This is a genomic window from Amycolatopsis sp. cmx-8-4 (assembly GCF_046548675.1).
Lineage (GTDB): Bacteria > Actinomycetota > Actinomycetes > Mycobacteriales > Pseudonocardiaceae > Amycolatopsis.
This window is the reverse complement of record NZ_JAEBDZ010000001.1, coordinates 51,380-65,618: the sequence shown is the minus strand read 5'-3', so window position 1 is coordinate 65,618 and position 14,239 is coordinate 51,380. Positions and strand designations below refer to the sequence as shown.

The 14,239-nt window shown below is 71.8% G+C and carries 14 protein-coding genes; 6 read left to right on the top strand and 8 right to left on the bottom strand.

Annotation, left to right across the window (positions count from 1 at the left end):
- Positions 1 to 22: 22 nt before the first annotated feature.
- The 6 genes from ACLJQZ_RS00350 to ACLJQZ_RS00325 form a co-directional block, all read right to left on the bottom strand.
- Positions 23 to 811, bottom strand: a complete 789-nt coding sequence (locus ACLJQZ_RS00350) for an ABC transporter ATP-binding protein (RefSeq protein ID WP_410617911.1) — start codon at positions 809 to 811, stop codon at positions 23 to 25.
- Entirely contained in the window at positions 808 to 1,749 is a 942-nt protein-coding gene (locus ACLJQZ_RS00345; RefSeq protein WP_410617910.1) for an ABC transporter permease, read from the bottom strand. Before ACLJQZ_RS00345 ends, ACLJQZ_RS00350 begins: the two co-directional genes overlap by 4 nt.
- On the bottom strand, positions 1,746 to 2,756 hold the full coding sequence (locus ACLJQZ_RS00340; protein ID WP_410617909.1) for an ABC transporter substrate-binding protein: 1,011 nt from the start codon (positions 2,754 to 2,756) through the stop codon (positions 1,746 to 1,748). The genes ACLJQZ_RS00345 and ACLJQZ_RS00340 overlap by 4 nt, the downstream gene beginning before the upstream one ends.
- A 631-nt stretch (positions 2,757 to 3,387) precedes the next feature.
- Entirely contained in the window at positions 3,388 to 5,286 is a 1,899-nt protein-coding gene (locus ACLJQZ_RS00335; RefSeq protein WP_410617907.1) for an ArnT family glycosyltransferase, read from the bottom strand.
- A 198-nt stretch (positions 5,287 to 5,484) separates the two neighbouring features.
- Complete coding sequence (locus tag ACLJQZ_RS00330) at positions 5,485 to 6,996, bottom strand: sensor histidine kinase (protein ID WP_410617905.1); 1,512 nt, start codon at positions 6,994 to 6,996, stop codon at positions 5,485 to 5,487.
- Positions 6,974 to 7,714: a response regulator transcription factor gene (locus ACLJQZ_RS00325; protein ID WP_371827598.1), complete on the bottom strand. Its 741-nt coding sequence runs from the start codon at positions 7,712 to 7,714 to the stop codon at positions 6,974 to 6,976. The genes ACLJQZ_RS00330 and ACLJQZ_RS00325 overlap by 23 nt, the downstream gene beginning before the upstream one ends.
- 183 nt (positions 7,715 to 7,897) lie before the next feature.
- On the opposite strand from ACLJQZ_RS00325, the gene ACLJQZ_RS00320 reads away from it, so the two are divergent.
- The 4 genes from ACLJQZ_RS00320 (at position 7,898) to ACLJQZ_RS00305 (ending at position 10,727) form a co-directional block, all read left to right on the top strand.
- On the top strand, positions 7,898 to 8,545 hold the full coding sequence (locus ACLJQZ_RS00320; protein ID WP_410617903.1) for a hypothetical protein: 648 nt from the start codon (positions 7,898 to 7,900) through the stop codon (positions 8,543 to 8,545).
- 149 nt (positions 8,546 to 8,694) lie between these two features.
- On the top strand, positions 8,695 to 9,849 hold the full coding sequence (locus ACLJQZ_RS00315; protein ID WP_410617902.1) for a sensor histidine kinase: 1,155 nt from the start codon (positions 8,695 to 8,697) through the stop codon (positions 9,847 to 9,849).
- Positions 9,846 to 10,502, top strand: coding sequence for a response regulator transcription factor (locus tag ACLJQZ_RS00310; RefSeq protein ID WP_326945061.1), 657 nt, complete (start codon positions 9,846 to 9,848; stop codon positions 10,500 to 10,502). Before ACLJQZ_RS00315 ends, ACLJQZ_RS00310 begins: the two co-directional genes overlap by 4 nt.
- A gap of 24 nt (positions 10,503 to 10,526) precedes the next feature.
- Positions 10,527 to 10,727 carry a hypothetical protein gene (locus ACLJQZ_RS00305; protein ID WP_392760470.1) on the top strand — a complete coding sequence of 67 codons (201 nt, stop codon included), beginning with the start codon at positions 10,527 to 10,529 and terminating at the stop codon, positions 10,725 to 10,727.
- On the opposite strand, the gene ACLJQZ_RS00300 is transcribed toward ACLJQZ_RS00305, so the two are convergent.
- Entirely contained in the window at positions 10,717 to 11,163 is a 447-nt protein-coding gene (locus ACLJQZ_RS00300; RefSeq protein ID WP_410617900.1) for a nitroreductase family deazaflavin-dependent oxidoreductase, read from the bottom strand. The genes ACLJQZ_RS00305 and ACLJQZ_RS00300 overlap by 11 nt on opposite strands.
- Before the next feature lie 179 nt (positions 11,164 to 11,342).
- On the opposite strand from ACLJQZ_RS00300, the gene ACLJQZ_RS00295 reads away from it, so the two are divergent.
- Positions 11,343 to 12,014 (top strand): TetR/AcrR family transcriptional regulator, encoded by a 672-nt coding sequence (locus ACLJQZ_RS00295; protein WP_410617898.1) that lies wholly within the window; start codon positions 11,343 to 11,345, stop codon positions 12,012 to 12,014.
- On the opposite strand, the gene ACLJQZ_RS00290 is transcribed toward ACLJQZ_RS00295, so the two are convergent.
- A complete protein-coding gene (locus tag ACLJQZ_RS00290; protein WP_410617897.1) occupies positions 12,011 to 12,601 on the bottom strand; it encodes a TetR/AcrR family transcriptional regulator in 591 nt (196 codons plus the stop codon). The genes ACLJQZ_RS00295 and ACLJQZ_RS00290 overlap by 4 nt on opposite strands.
- Positions 12,602 to 12,653: 52 nt before the next feature.
- Here ACLJQZ_RS00290 and ACLJQZ_RS00285 point away from each other — a divergent pair, with 52 nt between their 5' ends.
- Positions 12,654 to 14,174 carry a 3-hydroxyacyl-CoA dehydrogenase gene (locus ACLJQZ_RS00285; protein WP_410617896.1) on the top strand — a complete coding sequence of 507 codons (1,521 nt, stop codon included), beginning with the start codon at positions 12,654 to 12,656 and terminating at the stop codon, positions 14,172 to 14,174.
- Positions 14,175 to 14,239 lie beyond the last annotated feature (65 nt).

Genomic DNA, 14,239 nt, shown 5'->3' with positions numbered 1-14,239 from the left:
CCACCTTCCTCCTCCGACGTTCTCACTCGCCCGCGGCCACCCGGTTCACGTGGCCGCGGTGCTGCTCCCGGACGAGGTCCTCGATCCGGGCGCGCAGCGCGAGGAACCGCGGTTCGCGCTTCACCGCCAGATCCCGTTCGGCCGGCAGCGTCACCTCGACGTCGGCGGCGATCCGCCCCGGGTCGGAGGCGAGCACCACGACCCGCCCGCCCAGGAAGACCGCTTCCTCGACGTCGTGGGTGACCATCAGCACCGTGGTGCCGGTGTCGGCCCAGATCCGGCGGATCAGCACCTGCATGTCCTCTTTGGTCTGGACGTCCAAGGCGCCGAAGGGTTCGTCCAGCAGCAGCACTTCCGGCTCGCAGGCCAGCGCCCGCGCGATCGCGACGCGCTGCTTCTGACCGCCGGAAAGCTGTTTCGGCAGCGAGCGGCGCACCGCGTCGAGCCCGGTCTCGGCGAGGTACCAGTCGACGCGCTCGGCACGCTCGGCCGCGTCGATCGAGAGCAGCTCGAGGCCGAACGCGACGTTCTTCTCGACGCTGCGCCACGGGTAGAGCGCGCCGGCCTGGAACACCAGGCCGCGGTCGGGGCCGGGGCCGGTCACCGGGACGCCGTCGAGCAGGATCTCGCCCTCGGTCGGCCCGCTCAGCCCGGCCACCAGCGACAACAGCGTCGACTTGCCCGAGCCGCTCGCGCCGACGACGCAGACGAACTCGCCGCGCAGCACTTCGAGGTCGACGCCGTCGAGGGCGCGCGTCACCTTGCCGCGGACGGTGTAGTCCTTGGCGACGTTCCGCAGTTCCAGCGTCATGCCGCCCACTTCCCGACCTGGGTGCGCACCAGGCGCAGCACGACGTCGATGGTCAGCCCGGCGACGCCGATCACGATGAGCACCGCGAAGATCTTGTCCGTCTGCAGGAACCGCTGCGCGCGGACGATCCGGTAACCCAGGCCGGCCTGGGAGTTGATCAGCTCGGCGACGACCACGAAGTTCCACGCCGCGGCGGCGTTGACCCGGATCGCGTCGATCATGCCCGGCAGCGAGTGCGGCACGACGATCTTGCGCAGCACCTCGCCTCGGCGCGCGCCGAGGGTGTAGGAGACGTCGAGGAGCGCGTTCGGCACCGCGCGCACGACGTCGGCGGTCATCAGGGTGTTGAAGAAGACCGTCCCGATGAACAGGATCGCGATCTTCGACGGCTCGCCGAGGCCGAGCCAGATGATCAGCAGCGGGATGAACGCGCTCGCCGGGAGGTAGCGCAGCAGCCCGATCAGCGGCTCGAAGAAGGCCTGGCCCGCGGTGAACGTGCCCATCAGCATCCCGAGCGGCACCGAGACGAGCACCGCCAGGCCGAAGCCTTCGAGCACCCGCTGCGTCGTCGCCCAGAGGTCGTCGAACAGCTCGCCGGTGCCCGCCATGTCGGCCCCGGCCTTGAGCACCGCGGCCGGGGACGGCAGGAACGTCGAGTCGACGGCGCCGCTGACGCTGAGCACGACCCAGGCGAGAAACGGGATCGCGAACGACAGCACCGCCAGCGTCCACCGCGCGGACGCCGAAATCGGCGTCCGCAGGGAGAAGAGGGGCGACGCGGGTTTCGGCGTCGCCCGGCGCGGCAGCGGCGTCCAGGCCGGCCGGCCCCGGCCCGCCTGGACGCGCTCGGCGAGCCCCTGCTCGGCCTCCAGCTCCTCGGCCGCTCGTGCGTCGGCCGGGGAGTGGGAGGCCGCAGTGCGCTGGGTGGGACCGGTCACTGCGGCGCGGCCTTCACGAACTGGTCGTCGAACAGGCCGTCGAGCGACGGCCGCTGCTGGGCGAGACCGGTGCTCACGATGAAGTCGATGATCTTGTTCGCCTGGAAGTCGAGGTGCTGCGCGGTGACACCCGGGGTGAACGCGTCGAGGTTCTGCTGGCGCGTGAAGATCGTGGTGCCGGCGTCGTAGGTCTTGTAGTCCGCGTCGGACACCCCGCCGCGCTCGGCCATGATCTTGATCGCCGCGTCCTTGTTGTTCTTGATCCAGGTCAGCGTCTCGAACCAGGTGTTGACGAGCGCCTGCACGTCCTTCGGGTGCTCCTTGACCAGCTTCTGCGAGGTGACCAGGTGGTCCGGGATGGCGCCGGGGAACTCCGTCGACGACGAGATCGCGCGGCTGCCCGGGAGCTCGAGGGCCTTGGTGGTGAACGGCGCGAACGCGCCCACCGCGTCGACCTGACCGCCGACGAACGCGGCGGCCGCGGCGTCGGTCGGCAGGTTGACCAGCTGGATGTCCTTTTCGGTCAGCTTCGCTTCCTGCAGCGCGAGCAGCAGGAGGTAGTGGTCGACGGTGCCCTGCTCGACGGCGACCTTCTTGCCCCGGAGGTCGGCGACGGCGGTGATGCCGTCCCGCGCGATGATCTTGTCGTTGCCGGTCGAGTTGTCGTTCACCAGCACGATCGAGAGCTTCGCGCCGCCTGAAGCGGACGAAAGCGTGTCGTTGAGGGTCTGGCTGTTGGCGTCGATCGCGCCGCTGGACAGCGCGTTGATGCTGTCGGTGTAGTTGTCGAACCACTTGAGGTCGACGTTGACGCCGTTCTTGGCGAACAGACCCTGCTCCTGCGCCACCTGCCAGGGGAACCACCCCGGCCAGGCGCTGAACCCGAGCGTGATCTTGCCGCCGTCGCCGGAGGCGGAACTGTCACTGCAGCCGGACAGGGCGGTGACCCCCAAGAGGGTCAGCAGCGTCAGGAGCGCCGTCAGCAGACGACGAGGGCGGGAAGTCACAGCGAAACTCCAGAAGGCGGGGGAAGTGGAGTAGAGCGACACCGAAGAGGGAACGAGGCCTACCTGCCGTGACGACGAGGAGATGGTTCGGGCAAGGCTGCGCCACCGCGCACGGTCATCGCTGCTCTCTTCCAGACGCACCTGATCGGGTCAAGGCGAGAGAACGCGGACAAGGAGTACCTACACCCAGTGAAAACCGGCGCCGCACGCACCGGACCACTCACCCCTTGTCCCTCTCCCGGCGGAGACTCTAGCGAGTGGCACAAGATCCCCACAACGCCATCCCAGTGCCTCCAAAAGGGTGACGCTCAACCGGGTCAACCAGCGTCTTCGCGAGTCGACAAGATCAAGTACGCGGGTGTTTCTGTCGGCCGCCCGGTCAAGATCTCCGCACGCCTGAAGAGGTTCGCCCGTGCAGGCGCACGGGCAGCAAGGCCGCGTTGTTACACGTCGGCGCGGGATGTCGAGATCAGCAGCGAGGCCTCGCCGGACAAGCGAACAGTCGTTCGGAATGTGCCACCGATCGGCGACCCGTTCGAACAGGTGTCCGCATCCGCGAATACCGCACGGACGTCAAGGCCGTCGAATGGTTCCGCAACTGTTTACACGGCCGAAACATTCAATGTTTCTGTCAAGCGATCGATTTTGTGAGGTCGTAAACCGTCGTGCTCCCGACAGTCGAAGACGCGAAGTTCTGCTCCACCCACGTCTGGATTTCGCCCGAGGTGCCACGGCCCCCGCCGAACCCGCCGCGCCCGCCCGCGACGTAGTAGTGGATGTCGCCGTCGGCGACGTACTGCTCGAACTGCCGCAGCGTCGGCGCCGGGTCGCTGCCGCTGAAACCGCCGATCGCGAGCACCGGCCGGCCGCTGTCGAGCGCCAGCCCGGCCGACTGCATCGCGCCGCTCTGCGCCGCGGCCCACTTCGTCGTCGTGCCCTTCAGCAGGTCGATCACGGCGGTGTCGGCCTGTCCCCCGCCGAACCCGCCGGCCCCACCGCGGCCGCCGCCGAAGCCACCGAAGCCGCGTCCACTCGCGACCGCCGGGCCGGACGACGGCGTGCCGCCCGAGTGCGCCGTCGCCGCCGTCGCGAAGGTGAAGGACGCCGTCCCGAGCAACGCGCCGCACAGGCCGGCCGCGGCCACGACCGGGCCGAGCCGCCGGATCCGGTCCGCGCCGAAGAGCAGGGCGAACGCCGCGAGCGCGCTCAGCACCAGCAGCGCGTAGCGCAACCACGGCTGCCACTCCGGCGTCCGGGCGAGCAGCACGAAGCCCCACACCGCGGACACCGCGAGCATGACGGCCAGCACCGCGCGGGCCGCGAAGTTGGCCCGGCCCCGCCACAGCTCACGCGCGGAGATCCCCAGCGTGCCGGCGATCCCGGGCGCCAGCGCGACCGTGTAGTACGGGTGGATGATGCCGCTCATGTAGCTGAACACCAGCACCGTGACGACCGTCCAGCCGCCCCACAGCAGCAGGGCCGCGCGGGTCCCGTCGGTGCGCGGCGCGCGGCGGGTGAACCACAGCCCCGCGACCAGGCCGATCAACGCGGCGGGCAGCAGCCACGACGCTTCGGCGCCGAACTCGCCGCTGAACAACCGCGTCAGCCCGGTCTGGCCGCCGAACGCGCCGCCGCCGAAGCCGCCTGCTGCCGCCCCGGTCGGCGGGGTGAAGCCGCCACCCCCGCCGCCGCGGCCCTCACCGAAGATCCGGCCGAGGCCGTTGTAGCCGAAAGCCAGTTCCAGCACGGTGTTGTCGGTCGAGCCGCTGATGTAGGGCCGGTCCGCGACGGGCCACAGCGCGACGGCCGCGACCCACCAGCCGGCGGAGACGAGCACCGCGCCGGCGGCCGCGAACAGCTGACCGATCCGGCGCCCGGGCGACGTCGGCGCCGCGACGGCGTACACCAGCACGAACGCGGGCAGCACGAGGAACGCCTGCAGCATCTTGTCCAGGAAGCCGAAGCCGATCGCGACCCCGGCGAGCACCAGCCACCAGGTGCTCGCCTTGTCGAGCGCGCGCACGACGCAGTACGCGCCGGCGACGAGCAGCAGGACGAGGAAGGCGTCCGGGTTGTCGTAGCGGAACATCAGCGCGGCGACCGGCGTCAGCGCGAGCGCGGCCCCGGCCAGCAGCCCGGCACCGGGTCCGGAGAGCCGGCGCACCGCGAGGTACAGCAGGCCGACCGACGCGACGCCGGCCAGCGCGTTCGGCACCAGCAGGCTCCAGCTGGAGAACCCGAAGATCCGGCCGGACAACCCCATTACCCACAGGGAGAACGGCGGTTTGTCGACCGTGACGACGTTGCCCGGGTCGAGCGAGCCGAAGAACAGCGCCTTCCAGCTCCACGTCCCGGCCTGCGCGGCCATCGCGTAGAAGTCGTTGGCCCAGCCCGTTTTCGCCAGGTCCCACAGGTAGAGCAGCCCGGTCCCGAGCAGGAGCGCGGCCACCGAAGGCTTGATCCACCGCGGTTCCGGCGCGGCCTGGGGCGCGGGCTGGGCGAGTTCGGGCGCCGACAGGGTGGTCGTCATGAGCCCCACCGTCGCGGTGGCGCATGTGGTGAACTTGTGCCGAACCTGTGCCCCCGCTGTGCATCCACCCCGATCGAGTGACGCACCCTGCCCACCACGCCCCGCCTCGAGGGGCCCCAAGCGCCACTTTCGTTACGAAAGATGCGAGGTTGTGGAGCGATTTCGGAGGATGTGGACAACTCGGCGGTGTGGTCGTCGTCACTCGGGTGCCGGGGCCTCCGCGAAGACGATCTCGAACTCCGTGCGTCCCGGCCGGCTCTGCACTCCGACCCGGGCGCCGTGCGCACCGGCCACCGCCGCCACGATCGCCAGCCCGAGGCCCGTGCTGCCCGCCGCCCGCGAGCGCGAGTTGTCGCCGCGGGCGAAGCGCTCGAAGATGTCCGGGAGGATCTCCGGCGGGATGCCCGGGCCGTCGTCGGCCACCCGCAACCGCACAAAGCCGTCCGAAGTGGACAGTGTGGTCGTCACCGTGGTGCCCGCCGGGGTGTGCGTGCGGGCGTTGGCCAGCACGTTGATCACCACCTGGTGCAGCTGACCGGCGTCGCCGAGGACACCGATCGGCTCGCCGGGGACGTCCATCAGCCACTTGTGGTCCGGGCCCGCGACGTGCGCGTCCGCGACCGCGTCGGCCACCAGCCGGCACAGGTCGACCCACTCCGGCACCACCGCGCGGCCCGAGTCCAGCCGGGCGAGCAGCAGCAGGTCCTCCACTAGCGTCGTCATCCGCCGCGACTCCGACTCGACGCGGCTCATCGCGAACGCGATGTCCGGCGGCACCTGCTCGCCGCTGCGCCGGGTCAGCTCCGCGTACCCGCGGATAGCGGCCAGCGGCGTCCGCAGCTCGTGGCTCGCGTCCGCGACGAACTGGCGTACGCGGCTTTCGCTCGCCTGCCGCGCGGTCAGCGCGTTCGCGATGTGTTGCAGCATCCGGTTCAGCGCCGAGCCGACCTTGCCGACCTCGGTGTTCGGGTTGGTGTCGGCCTCCGGAACGCGTTCGGACAGCGCGACTTCGCCGCGGTCCAGTGGCAGTTCCGAGACGCGCGTGGCGGTCGCGGCCAGCCTGTCCAGCGGGAGCATCGTGCGGCGGATCGTCGCCGCGCCGACCGCGCCCGCGACCAGGATCCCGGCGAGCGCGACGCCGCCGAGGATGAAGCCCAGCCGCCAGAGCGTCTCGTTGACGTCCTTCAGCGGCAGGCCGATGACGGTCTTCTCGCCGCCGGGAGACGTCGTCGAGACGACGCGGTAGGCCCCGAGGCTGCCGCTCAGGACGATGCTGTGCGGCTTCCCGTCGGACGGCAACGCCAGCAACGTCCGCACCTGGCCCTCGTCGAGCTGCCGGTACGGCGCCCGCCGCTTGGTCGGCGAGCCCACGCTGGAGTCGAGCACGGCCCCGGTGCCCCGCGCACCGACCTGGACGGCGGCGAGCGTGCCCTCGCCCTGGCCCAGCGCCCGCAGCGGGTCCGGCGGCGGCGCGTCGCCGTACGTCCAGGGCGGCCGTTCCCCGCCGTGCTTGGCGCGGTCGGTGGCCGCGGCGAGCCGGTCGTCCTGCTGGCGCACCAGGAACTCGCTGAGCGCGAACTCCGTGACCACACCGACGACGACGCACACGAGCGCGAGCAGCGCAGCGAGCTGGACGATCAGCCGCCGGCGCAACGACCACGGCCGCTGCGTCCCGAACCGCCGCCGCTCAGCCCGCTGGCTTGAGGACATACCCGGCGCCCCGCATGGTGTGGATCATCGGCTCGCGGTCGGCGTCGATCTTCTTGCGCAGGTAGGAGATGTAGAGCTCGACGATGTTGGCCTGGCCGCCGAAGTCGTAGCTCCACACGCGATCCAGGATCTGGGCCTTCGACAGCACCCGCTTCGGGTTGCGCATGAGGTAGCGCAGCAGCTCGAACTCGGTCGCCGTCAACGGCACCAGGTCGCCGCCGCGGTGCACCTCGCGGCTGTCCTCGTCCAGGGTGAGGTCGCCGACGACCAGCGTCGACCCGCTCGCGCCGGTGACGCCGCCCGCCCGGCGCAGCAGCGCGCGCAGGCGCAGCGCGACCTCTTCGAGGCTGAACGGCTTGGTGACGTAGTCGTCGCCACCCGCGGTGAGCCCGGCGATGCGGTCCTCGACCGCGTCCTTCGCCGTCAGGAACAGCACCGGCAGGTGCGGGGCCTCGGACCGCATGCGCCGCAGCACTTCCAGGCCGCTGAAGTCGGGGAGCATGACGTCCAGGACGACCGCGTCGGGCCGGAAGTCGCGCGCGATCCGGACGGCTTCCGTGCCGTCACCCGCGCTGCGCACCTCCCAGCCCTCCATCCGCAGGGCCATCGAGACGAGCTCGGCCAGCGTCGCCTCGTCGTCGACGACGAGGACCCGGACGGGGCTCCCGTCGGCGCGGCGCAGGTCGGCCTTGCCGGGGCCGGGTGACGTGGTGTTCATAGCGGTCATAGTGCCATCTTCGCCACGCGCCCACCGGGTTCGCTGTGGGCGCGCTGTGCGTTGCCTGTGAGGTCCTTCGCCTGGGTAAGGGAGCCACAGGACCCGCTGACGCCTCGCACAGCTCAAACACAGCCAGGGCGGTGAGCCTGGGCTGGACCAGTGTGGGTACGACCGGAGGACACGATGACGACCGAGCCGACGCCGAACACTCCGCCCCAGGGCGAGCCGGCACCCGCGAGCCAACCGGCCGCGGCGAACTGGGGCGACCCCGCGGCGGCCGCGCCGAAGAAGGGCTGGTCCGGCAAGAAGACGGCGATCGCCGCCGGCATCGCCGTGGTGATCGCGGCCGGTGGCGGCGCGGCGATCTGGGCGGGCACCAGCAGCGCCGACAACTCCGCGCAGCAGGGCGGCCCCGGCGGCTTCGGCGGCCCAGGTGGTCCCGGCGGCGGCCAGTTCCGCGGCCAGGGCATGCCCGGCGGGAACTTCGGCGGCGGCGCGGCCGCGCTGCGGGACGCGCTGCACGGCGACTTCGTCGTCGCGAACCCGAACGGCGGCTACACGACCGAGCGGCTGCAGACCGGCGACGTCACCGAGCTGAGCGCCACGTCCGTGACGCTGACCAGCAAGGACGGCTACAAGCAGACGTACACGCTCGACGGCTCGACGCAGAAGACGGGCGACGTGAAGACCGGCGACACCAACGTGACGGTGGTGGCGAAGGTCGACGGCCAGACCGCGACGGCGACGTCCCTCGGCCAGGCGCTGCAGGGCCAGGGCCAGCGCCAGCCGGGCCAGCGCCGTGGCGGCTACCCGGCCCGCCCCTCGAACTGACGCTCCCGCTCCGCGGCTCCCCCTGCGCCCCAATGTGGCGTTGGGTGCGTAGGACGCACCCAACGCCACATTGGGTGCGTCAGATGCACCCAATGCCACATTGGGGCGTATGCGGACCCCGGCGGCGCGGTTAGGGCACAGTTGCGGGCGTGTACGACATCAGGGGGTCGCTGCGGCGGCAGTCGCTGCTCGTCGCGGTGGTCTGCGTCGGTTGTGACGCCGTCCTCTTCGGCGTGCGCGGACCGCTCGGCAACGGCCACTGGCAGCCGTGGGCCGTGCTGCTCGGCGGCGTCGCCGTCAATGCCGCGCTCGCCGGGCCGGCCCGCTACTCGGGCTGGGTGTCGCTGGCGCACGCCCTGCTCTTCGCCGCCTCGCCGCTGCTGATCAGCACCACCGCGGGGTACGTCGTCGGCAACAACGCCGGCATCCTGATCGCGGGGTACCGCGCGGGCGCCTGGCTGCGCCCGAAACCGGCGGTGCTCGCGCTCCTCGCGATGCTCGCCGGCGTCGCCGCGGGCTGCGTCGAAGGCGGCGGCCGGACCGCGAGCGACCTGCGGCTGATGGCGGTCAGCGTCAGCGTGAGCGCGCTCCTGCCGTGGCTGGTCGGCCGGTACACGACGGCGCGGCGCGCCTACATCGCCGACCTCGAACGCGAGGCGGACCAACGCCGTCAGCACGAAGAAGCGGCCGTGCGAAGGGCCGTCACCGAGGAGCGCACGACGATCGCGCGCGACCTGCACGACGTCATCTCCCACCACGTCAGCGCCATCGGCGTGCACGCCGGCGCGGCCCGGCTCGGGCTGCCCGAAGGCGACTCGCCGGTGCGCAAGTCGCTCGGCGCGGTCGAGTCCGCGAGCCGCTCGGCGATGGCCGACCTGCGCCGCCTGCTCGACCTCCTGCACGCCGAAACCGGCGCCGCCCAGCCCGGTCTGGACAACCTCGACGAGCTGGTCGAGACCGTCCGCGCGGCCGGCCTGCCGACCCGGCTGACGCTGCTCGGCGAACCACGTGAGCTGGCCGGCTCGCTCGACGTCGCGCTGTACCGGATCGCGCAGGAGGGCCTGACCAACGCGCTGCGCCACGGCGTGGGCCCGGTCGAAGTCGAACTAAACCACGGCCGCACCGAAATCGTGCTCACGGTGACCAACGGCCTGCGACCCGGCCGCACCTCCCGTGGCGAGCACGCGCACCGCGGCCTGGCGGGGATCCGGCAGCGCGTCACGCTGTTCGGCGGCCAGGTCGCCTACGGCGAAAACGGCACGCAGTGGCAGCTGCGCACGACCTTCCCGGTGGAGAGCACATGATCCGCGTCCTGCTGGCCGACGACCACGCGATGTTCCGCTCCGGGATGCGCGCGCTGCTCGACACCCAGCCCGACTTCACCTGCGTCGGCGAGGCGTCCGACGGCCGCGAGGCGGTGGCCGAGACGGCTCGCCTGCGCCCGGACGTCGCGGTCCTCGACGTCCGGATGCCCCGCCTCGACGGCCTCGCCGCGACCGAGGCGATCCTCTCCGCGCCGGGCAACGACACCCGCGTCCTCGTGCTCACCACCTACGACGCCGACGAGTACGTCTACCGCGCGCTGCGGGCCGGGGCGAGCGGGTTCCTGCTGAAGAGCCTGGCGCCGGAGGAGCTGGTCGCGGCGATGCGGGTGGCGGCCCGGGGTGACGCGCTGATCGACCCGTCGGTGACCCGGCGGCTGGTCGCGAAGTTCACGTCGGTGCTCGAGCCGGCCGCCGCCGAACCGCCCGAGGTCGCCCGGCTGACGTCCCGGGAGCGGGAGGTGCTGCTCCTGCTCGCCAACGCCTGCAGCAACGCCGAGATCGCGCGGCAGCTGCACGTCGGCGAGGAGACGGTGAAGACCCATGTGTCACGGGTGCTCTCGAAGCTCGGGCTACCCGACCGCGTGCACGCCGTCGTCTACGCCTACAAGCACAAACTCGTCCCCGGCGACTGACCCTGTTCGTGCAAGACTGGCGCGATGAAGCGGTGGATCACGTTCGCGGTCGGGGTCGTGCTCGTGCTCGTCGGCGCCGTCTGGGTGCTGCAGGGCCTCGGCGTCATCACCGGCAGTTTCATGACCGGCCAGAAGCTGTGGTTCCTGATCGGGCTCGTCGCGTTCCTGGTCGGCATCGTCCTGGTCGCGGCGAACGTGACCCGGCGGCGCAAACCTACTTCGTGAAGATCTCGAAGACCGGGTAGCCGGGGGCGATCTCGCGCAGCTGCTCGTCCGACGCCTTGGCGTCGACGCCCTCGAAGAACGCGCCGACCTCGAACTTCCAGCGCTTGAGGTAGGCACGCAGGATCACGGGCTTCTCGTCGTCGGCCAGCTCGCGGTAGGTGAAGGTCTCGTCGCGCCGTCCGACGCGCAGCTGTCCCTGGCCGGCCACGCGCAGGTTGCGCACCCACTGCGTCTCGCCGCGGGCGGCGACGAGGTAGTCGACGCCGTCGATGGTCAGCAGGTTGACCGGCGTCGAGCGCGGCTCGCCGGACTTGCGGCCGACGACGGTCAGCACCCGGCTGCCGAGGATGCTCACGCCCATCTTGGTCAGCTTCGCGACCAGCTCATTGAAGACGTTGGTGGACTTGGCGGGCTTCAGGTAGCGGGTCTCGGTCATGATGTCCTCCGGAGTTTCGGGAGAGCAGTGCTCTCGGTTAAGAGCAGTGAACACCCTTTGTCGCGACGAGTCAAGAGCAGTGCTCTCGGTTAAGAGCAGTGAACACCCTTTGTCGCGACGAGTCAAGAGCAGTGCTCTCGATTTTGTGCGCCGCTCTCGTGCATGGCAGACTGGGCGTCATGACCGCGACCCGGACCGCGCGCGAACGTGCCCGCGCCGAACTCACCCAGGAGATCAAGGACGAGGCCCGCCGCCAGCTCGCCGAGGTCGGCGCGAACGGGCTTTCGCTGCGCGCGGTGGCGCGTGAGCTGGGCATGGTCTCGTCCGCGCTGTACCGCTACTTCCCCAGCCGCGACCGGCTGCTGACCGACCTGATCGTCGACGCCTACAACGCGATCGGCGAGGCGGCCGAGGGCGCCGACCCGGGCCGGGGCGAACCGCGCGAGCGCTGGCTGTCGATCTGGTTGGCGACGCGCGGCTGGGCGAAGGCGCACCCACACGAGTACGCGCTGATCTACGGTTCGCCGATCCCCGGCTACCAGGCCCCGCAGGACACCGTCGCGCCGGCGGCCCGCGTCGCGCTGGCCCTGGTCAAGGTGCTCACGCACACCGAGCTGCGGGCCGTTGACGGCGACGTCGCGCCCGAGCTGCGGGCCCAGGCCGAGGCGCTCACGAAGGTCCTCGGGATCGTCGCCGGACCCGAGACGGTGGCCCGGCTGCTCATGGCGTGGACCCAGCTGTTCGGGGCGATCAACTTCGACCTGTTCGGCCAGTACGTCGGCAGCGTCGACCCGGCCGACGAGTTCTTCGCCCACACGGCGAGGCGGATGGCGGAGTTCGTCGGTCTCTAACGCAGCCAGGTCCGCAGCAGCAGCTCGACGGCGTCGGCGATCACGGTGTCGCTCGTGCCGTCCGGGCTCAGGTAGCGCTGCCGGAGCAGGCCGTCCTCCAGCGCGTGGATGATCAGCGCGAGGAACGCCGGGTCCGCGGGCGGTTCGGCCCCGCGCGCGGCGAACGTCGCCCGCACCCCCGCCTCGATCAGCTCACGCGCGGCACGTTCGTTCTCCCCGATCGACGGCCGGGCCCCGGGGTTGCGCAGCGCGTACAGGGTCAGTTCGGTGCGCAGTGCGAACCACTCCGGCAGGTGTTCGGCACGCTCGCCGTGCCACTCCTTGAGCTGGGCCATGACGTCGCCGGCCAGGGCCGCCACCTCGGACGCCTCCTGCGAGCGCCGCTGGTCCAGCAGCGCCACCACCAGCTCGTGCTTGTCCTCGAAGTTGCCGTAGAACGCGCCGCGCGTGTAACCGGCGCGTTCGGCGATCTGCTCGACGGACGTCCCGTTGACGCCGCGCTCGGCGAACAGCGCGGCCGCCGCGTCGAGCAGCCGCTCCTTGGTCCGTTCGCGGCTTTCCGCCCGCGTCAGGCGCTTCCCTGCCATGGCCGAGACGGTACCGTCGCCCGGACGGCAAACTGCGGAAGGCGGGCACGACGTGACGGGGTGGGCCGGGAAGGTCGGCAGGATCCGGGTGATCGGGACCGGGGTGATGGGCCGCGGGATCGTCCAGCTCGCCGCGACCGCGGGGGTGACCGTCGAGCTGACCGACGTCCGGCCCGAGGCCGTCGCGAAGGCGATCGACTTCGTCGGCGGGATGGTGGACAAGCTCGCCGCCAAGGGCAAGCTGACCGAGGACCCGCAGGCGGTGAAGGACCGGCTCGTTCCGGTCGAGGCGCCGGACGCGCCCGCGGACGGCGTCGACCTGGTCGTCGAGGCCGTGCGCGAGGACCTCGCGACCAAGCGGGCGCTGTTCGCCGGCCTGGAGCGCGTCTGTCCACAGGAGACGATCTTCGCGACGAACACCAGCTCGCTGTCGGTCACCGAGATCGCCGCCGAGCTGACCGACCCCGGCCGGCTCGTCGGCCTGCACTTCTTCAACCCGGTGCCGCTGATGCGCCTGGTCGAGGTCGTCCCGGGCACCCGGACGTACGACTGGCTGGCCGCCGAGGCGCTCGAACTGGTCCGCGGCTGGGGCCATGAGCCGGTGCTCGCGAAGGACGCGCCGGGCTTCCTGGTCAACCACGCCGGGCGCGGGCTCGGCACCGAGGCGCTGCAGATCCTCGGCGAGGCGCTGGCCGAGCCGGCCGACGTCGACCGCGTCGCGCGGGACGTGCTCGGCCTGAAGCTCGGCCCGTTCGAGCTGCTCGACCTCACCGGCCTCGACGTCTCGCACGCCGTACTGGAGAGCATCTGGAGCGGCTTTCACGGCGACCCGCGGCTGCGGCCGTCGTGGCTGACGCGCCCGCGTGTCGCCGCCGGCCTGTTCGGCCGCAAGAACGGCGAGGGCTTCTACCGGCACGTCGAGGGCAAGCAGCAGAACCCGGACGAGCCGGCCGCGCCGCCGAAGCCGACCGGCCCGGTGTTCACCGCCGACGAGCACCTCGCGCGCGTGCTGTCGGCGGCCGGCGTGCACGTGGTGTCGGACGCCTACCCGGACGCCGTCCTGCTCGTCCCGCTCTACGGCGAGTCCACAGTGGACGCTGCCACCCGCGCCGGCCTGCCACTGGCGCGCGTCGCCGGCGTCGACCCCCTCGGCGGCTACGAGCGCCGGCTGACGCTCTCGGTGCACCCCGGCCTCGACCCGGACGTGGGCCGCGCGGCGTGGGGCGCGCTGGCCGCCACCGGAAACCCGGTGACGGTGGTCCGCGACGGCCCGGCCCCGATCGCCCAGCGCCTGCTGGCCTCGATCGTCAACACGGCGTGCTTCATCGCGGGCCACCACCTGGCCACCCCGGCGGACATCGACACGGCGGTCCACCTCGGCCTCGGCTACCCGCGCGGCCCGCTGGCCTGGGGCGACCTGGTCGGCGGCGACGTCGTGCTGCGCATCCTGCGCGGCCTGGAGGCGGCCACCGGCGACCCCCGCTACCGGCCGAGCCCGTGGCTCACCGAGCGCGTCACCCTCGGCCTGCCGCTGACGTCGACCGGGACGACCCCCGCGGACCTGCTCACCTGACGACCTGGACCTCGTCACCCTTGCTCAGTCCGAAATGGACGTCGACGACGGCGTCTCGGCCGCCG

Excerpts from the sequence above, each read along its gene's own strand:
- ACLJQZ_RS00320 (WP_410617903.1), top strand. The coding sequence starts at position 7,898 with ATGACGACCGAGCCGACGCCGAACACTCCGCCCCAGGGCGAGCCGGCA.
- ACLJQZ_RS00350 (WP_410617911.1), bottom strand. The coding sequence starts at position 811 with ATGACGCTGGAACTGCGGAACGTCGCCAAGGACTACACCGTCCGCGGC.
- ACLJQZ_RS00310 (WP_326945061.1), top strand. The coding sequence starts at position 9,846 with ATGATCCGCGTCCTGCTGGCCGACGACCACGCGATGTTCCGCTCCGGG.
- ACLJQZ_RS00325 (WP_371827598.1), bottom strand. The coding sequence starts at position 7,714 with ATGAACACCACGTCACCCGGCCCCGGCAAGGCCGACCTGCGCCGCGCC.
- ACLJQZ_RS00300 (WP_410617900.1), bottom strand. The coding sequence starts at position 11,163 with ATGACCGAGACCCGCTACCTGAAGCCCGCCAAGTCCACCAACGTCTTC.
- ACLJQZ_RS00290 (WP_410617897.1), bottom strand. The coding sequence starts at position 12,601 with ATGGCAGGGAAGCGCCTGACGCGGGCGGAAAGCCGCGAACGGACCAAG.
- ACLJQZ_RS00335 (WP_410617907.1), bottom strand. The coding sequence starts at position 5,286 with ATGACGACCACCCTGTCGGCGCCCGAACTCGCCCAGCCCGCGCCCCAG.
- ACLJQZ_RS00295 (WP_410617898.1), top strand. The coding sequence starts at position 11,343 with ATGACCGCGACCCGGACCGCGCGCGAACGTGCCCGCGCCGAACTCACC.
- ACLJQZ_RS00305 (WP_392760470.1), top strand. The coding sequence starts at position 10,527 with ATGAAGCGGTGGATCACGTTCGCGGTCGGGGTCGTGCTCGTGCTCGTC.
- ACLJQZ_RS00330 (WP_410617905.1), bottom strand. The coding sequence starts at position 6,996 with ATGTCCTCAAGCCAGCGGGCTGAGCGGCGGCGGTTCGGGACGCAGCGG.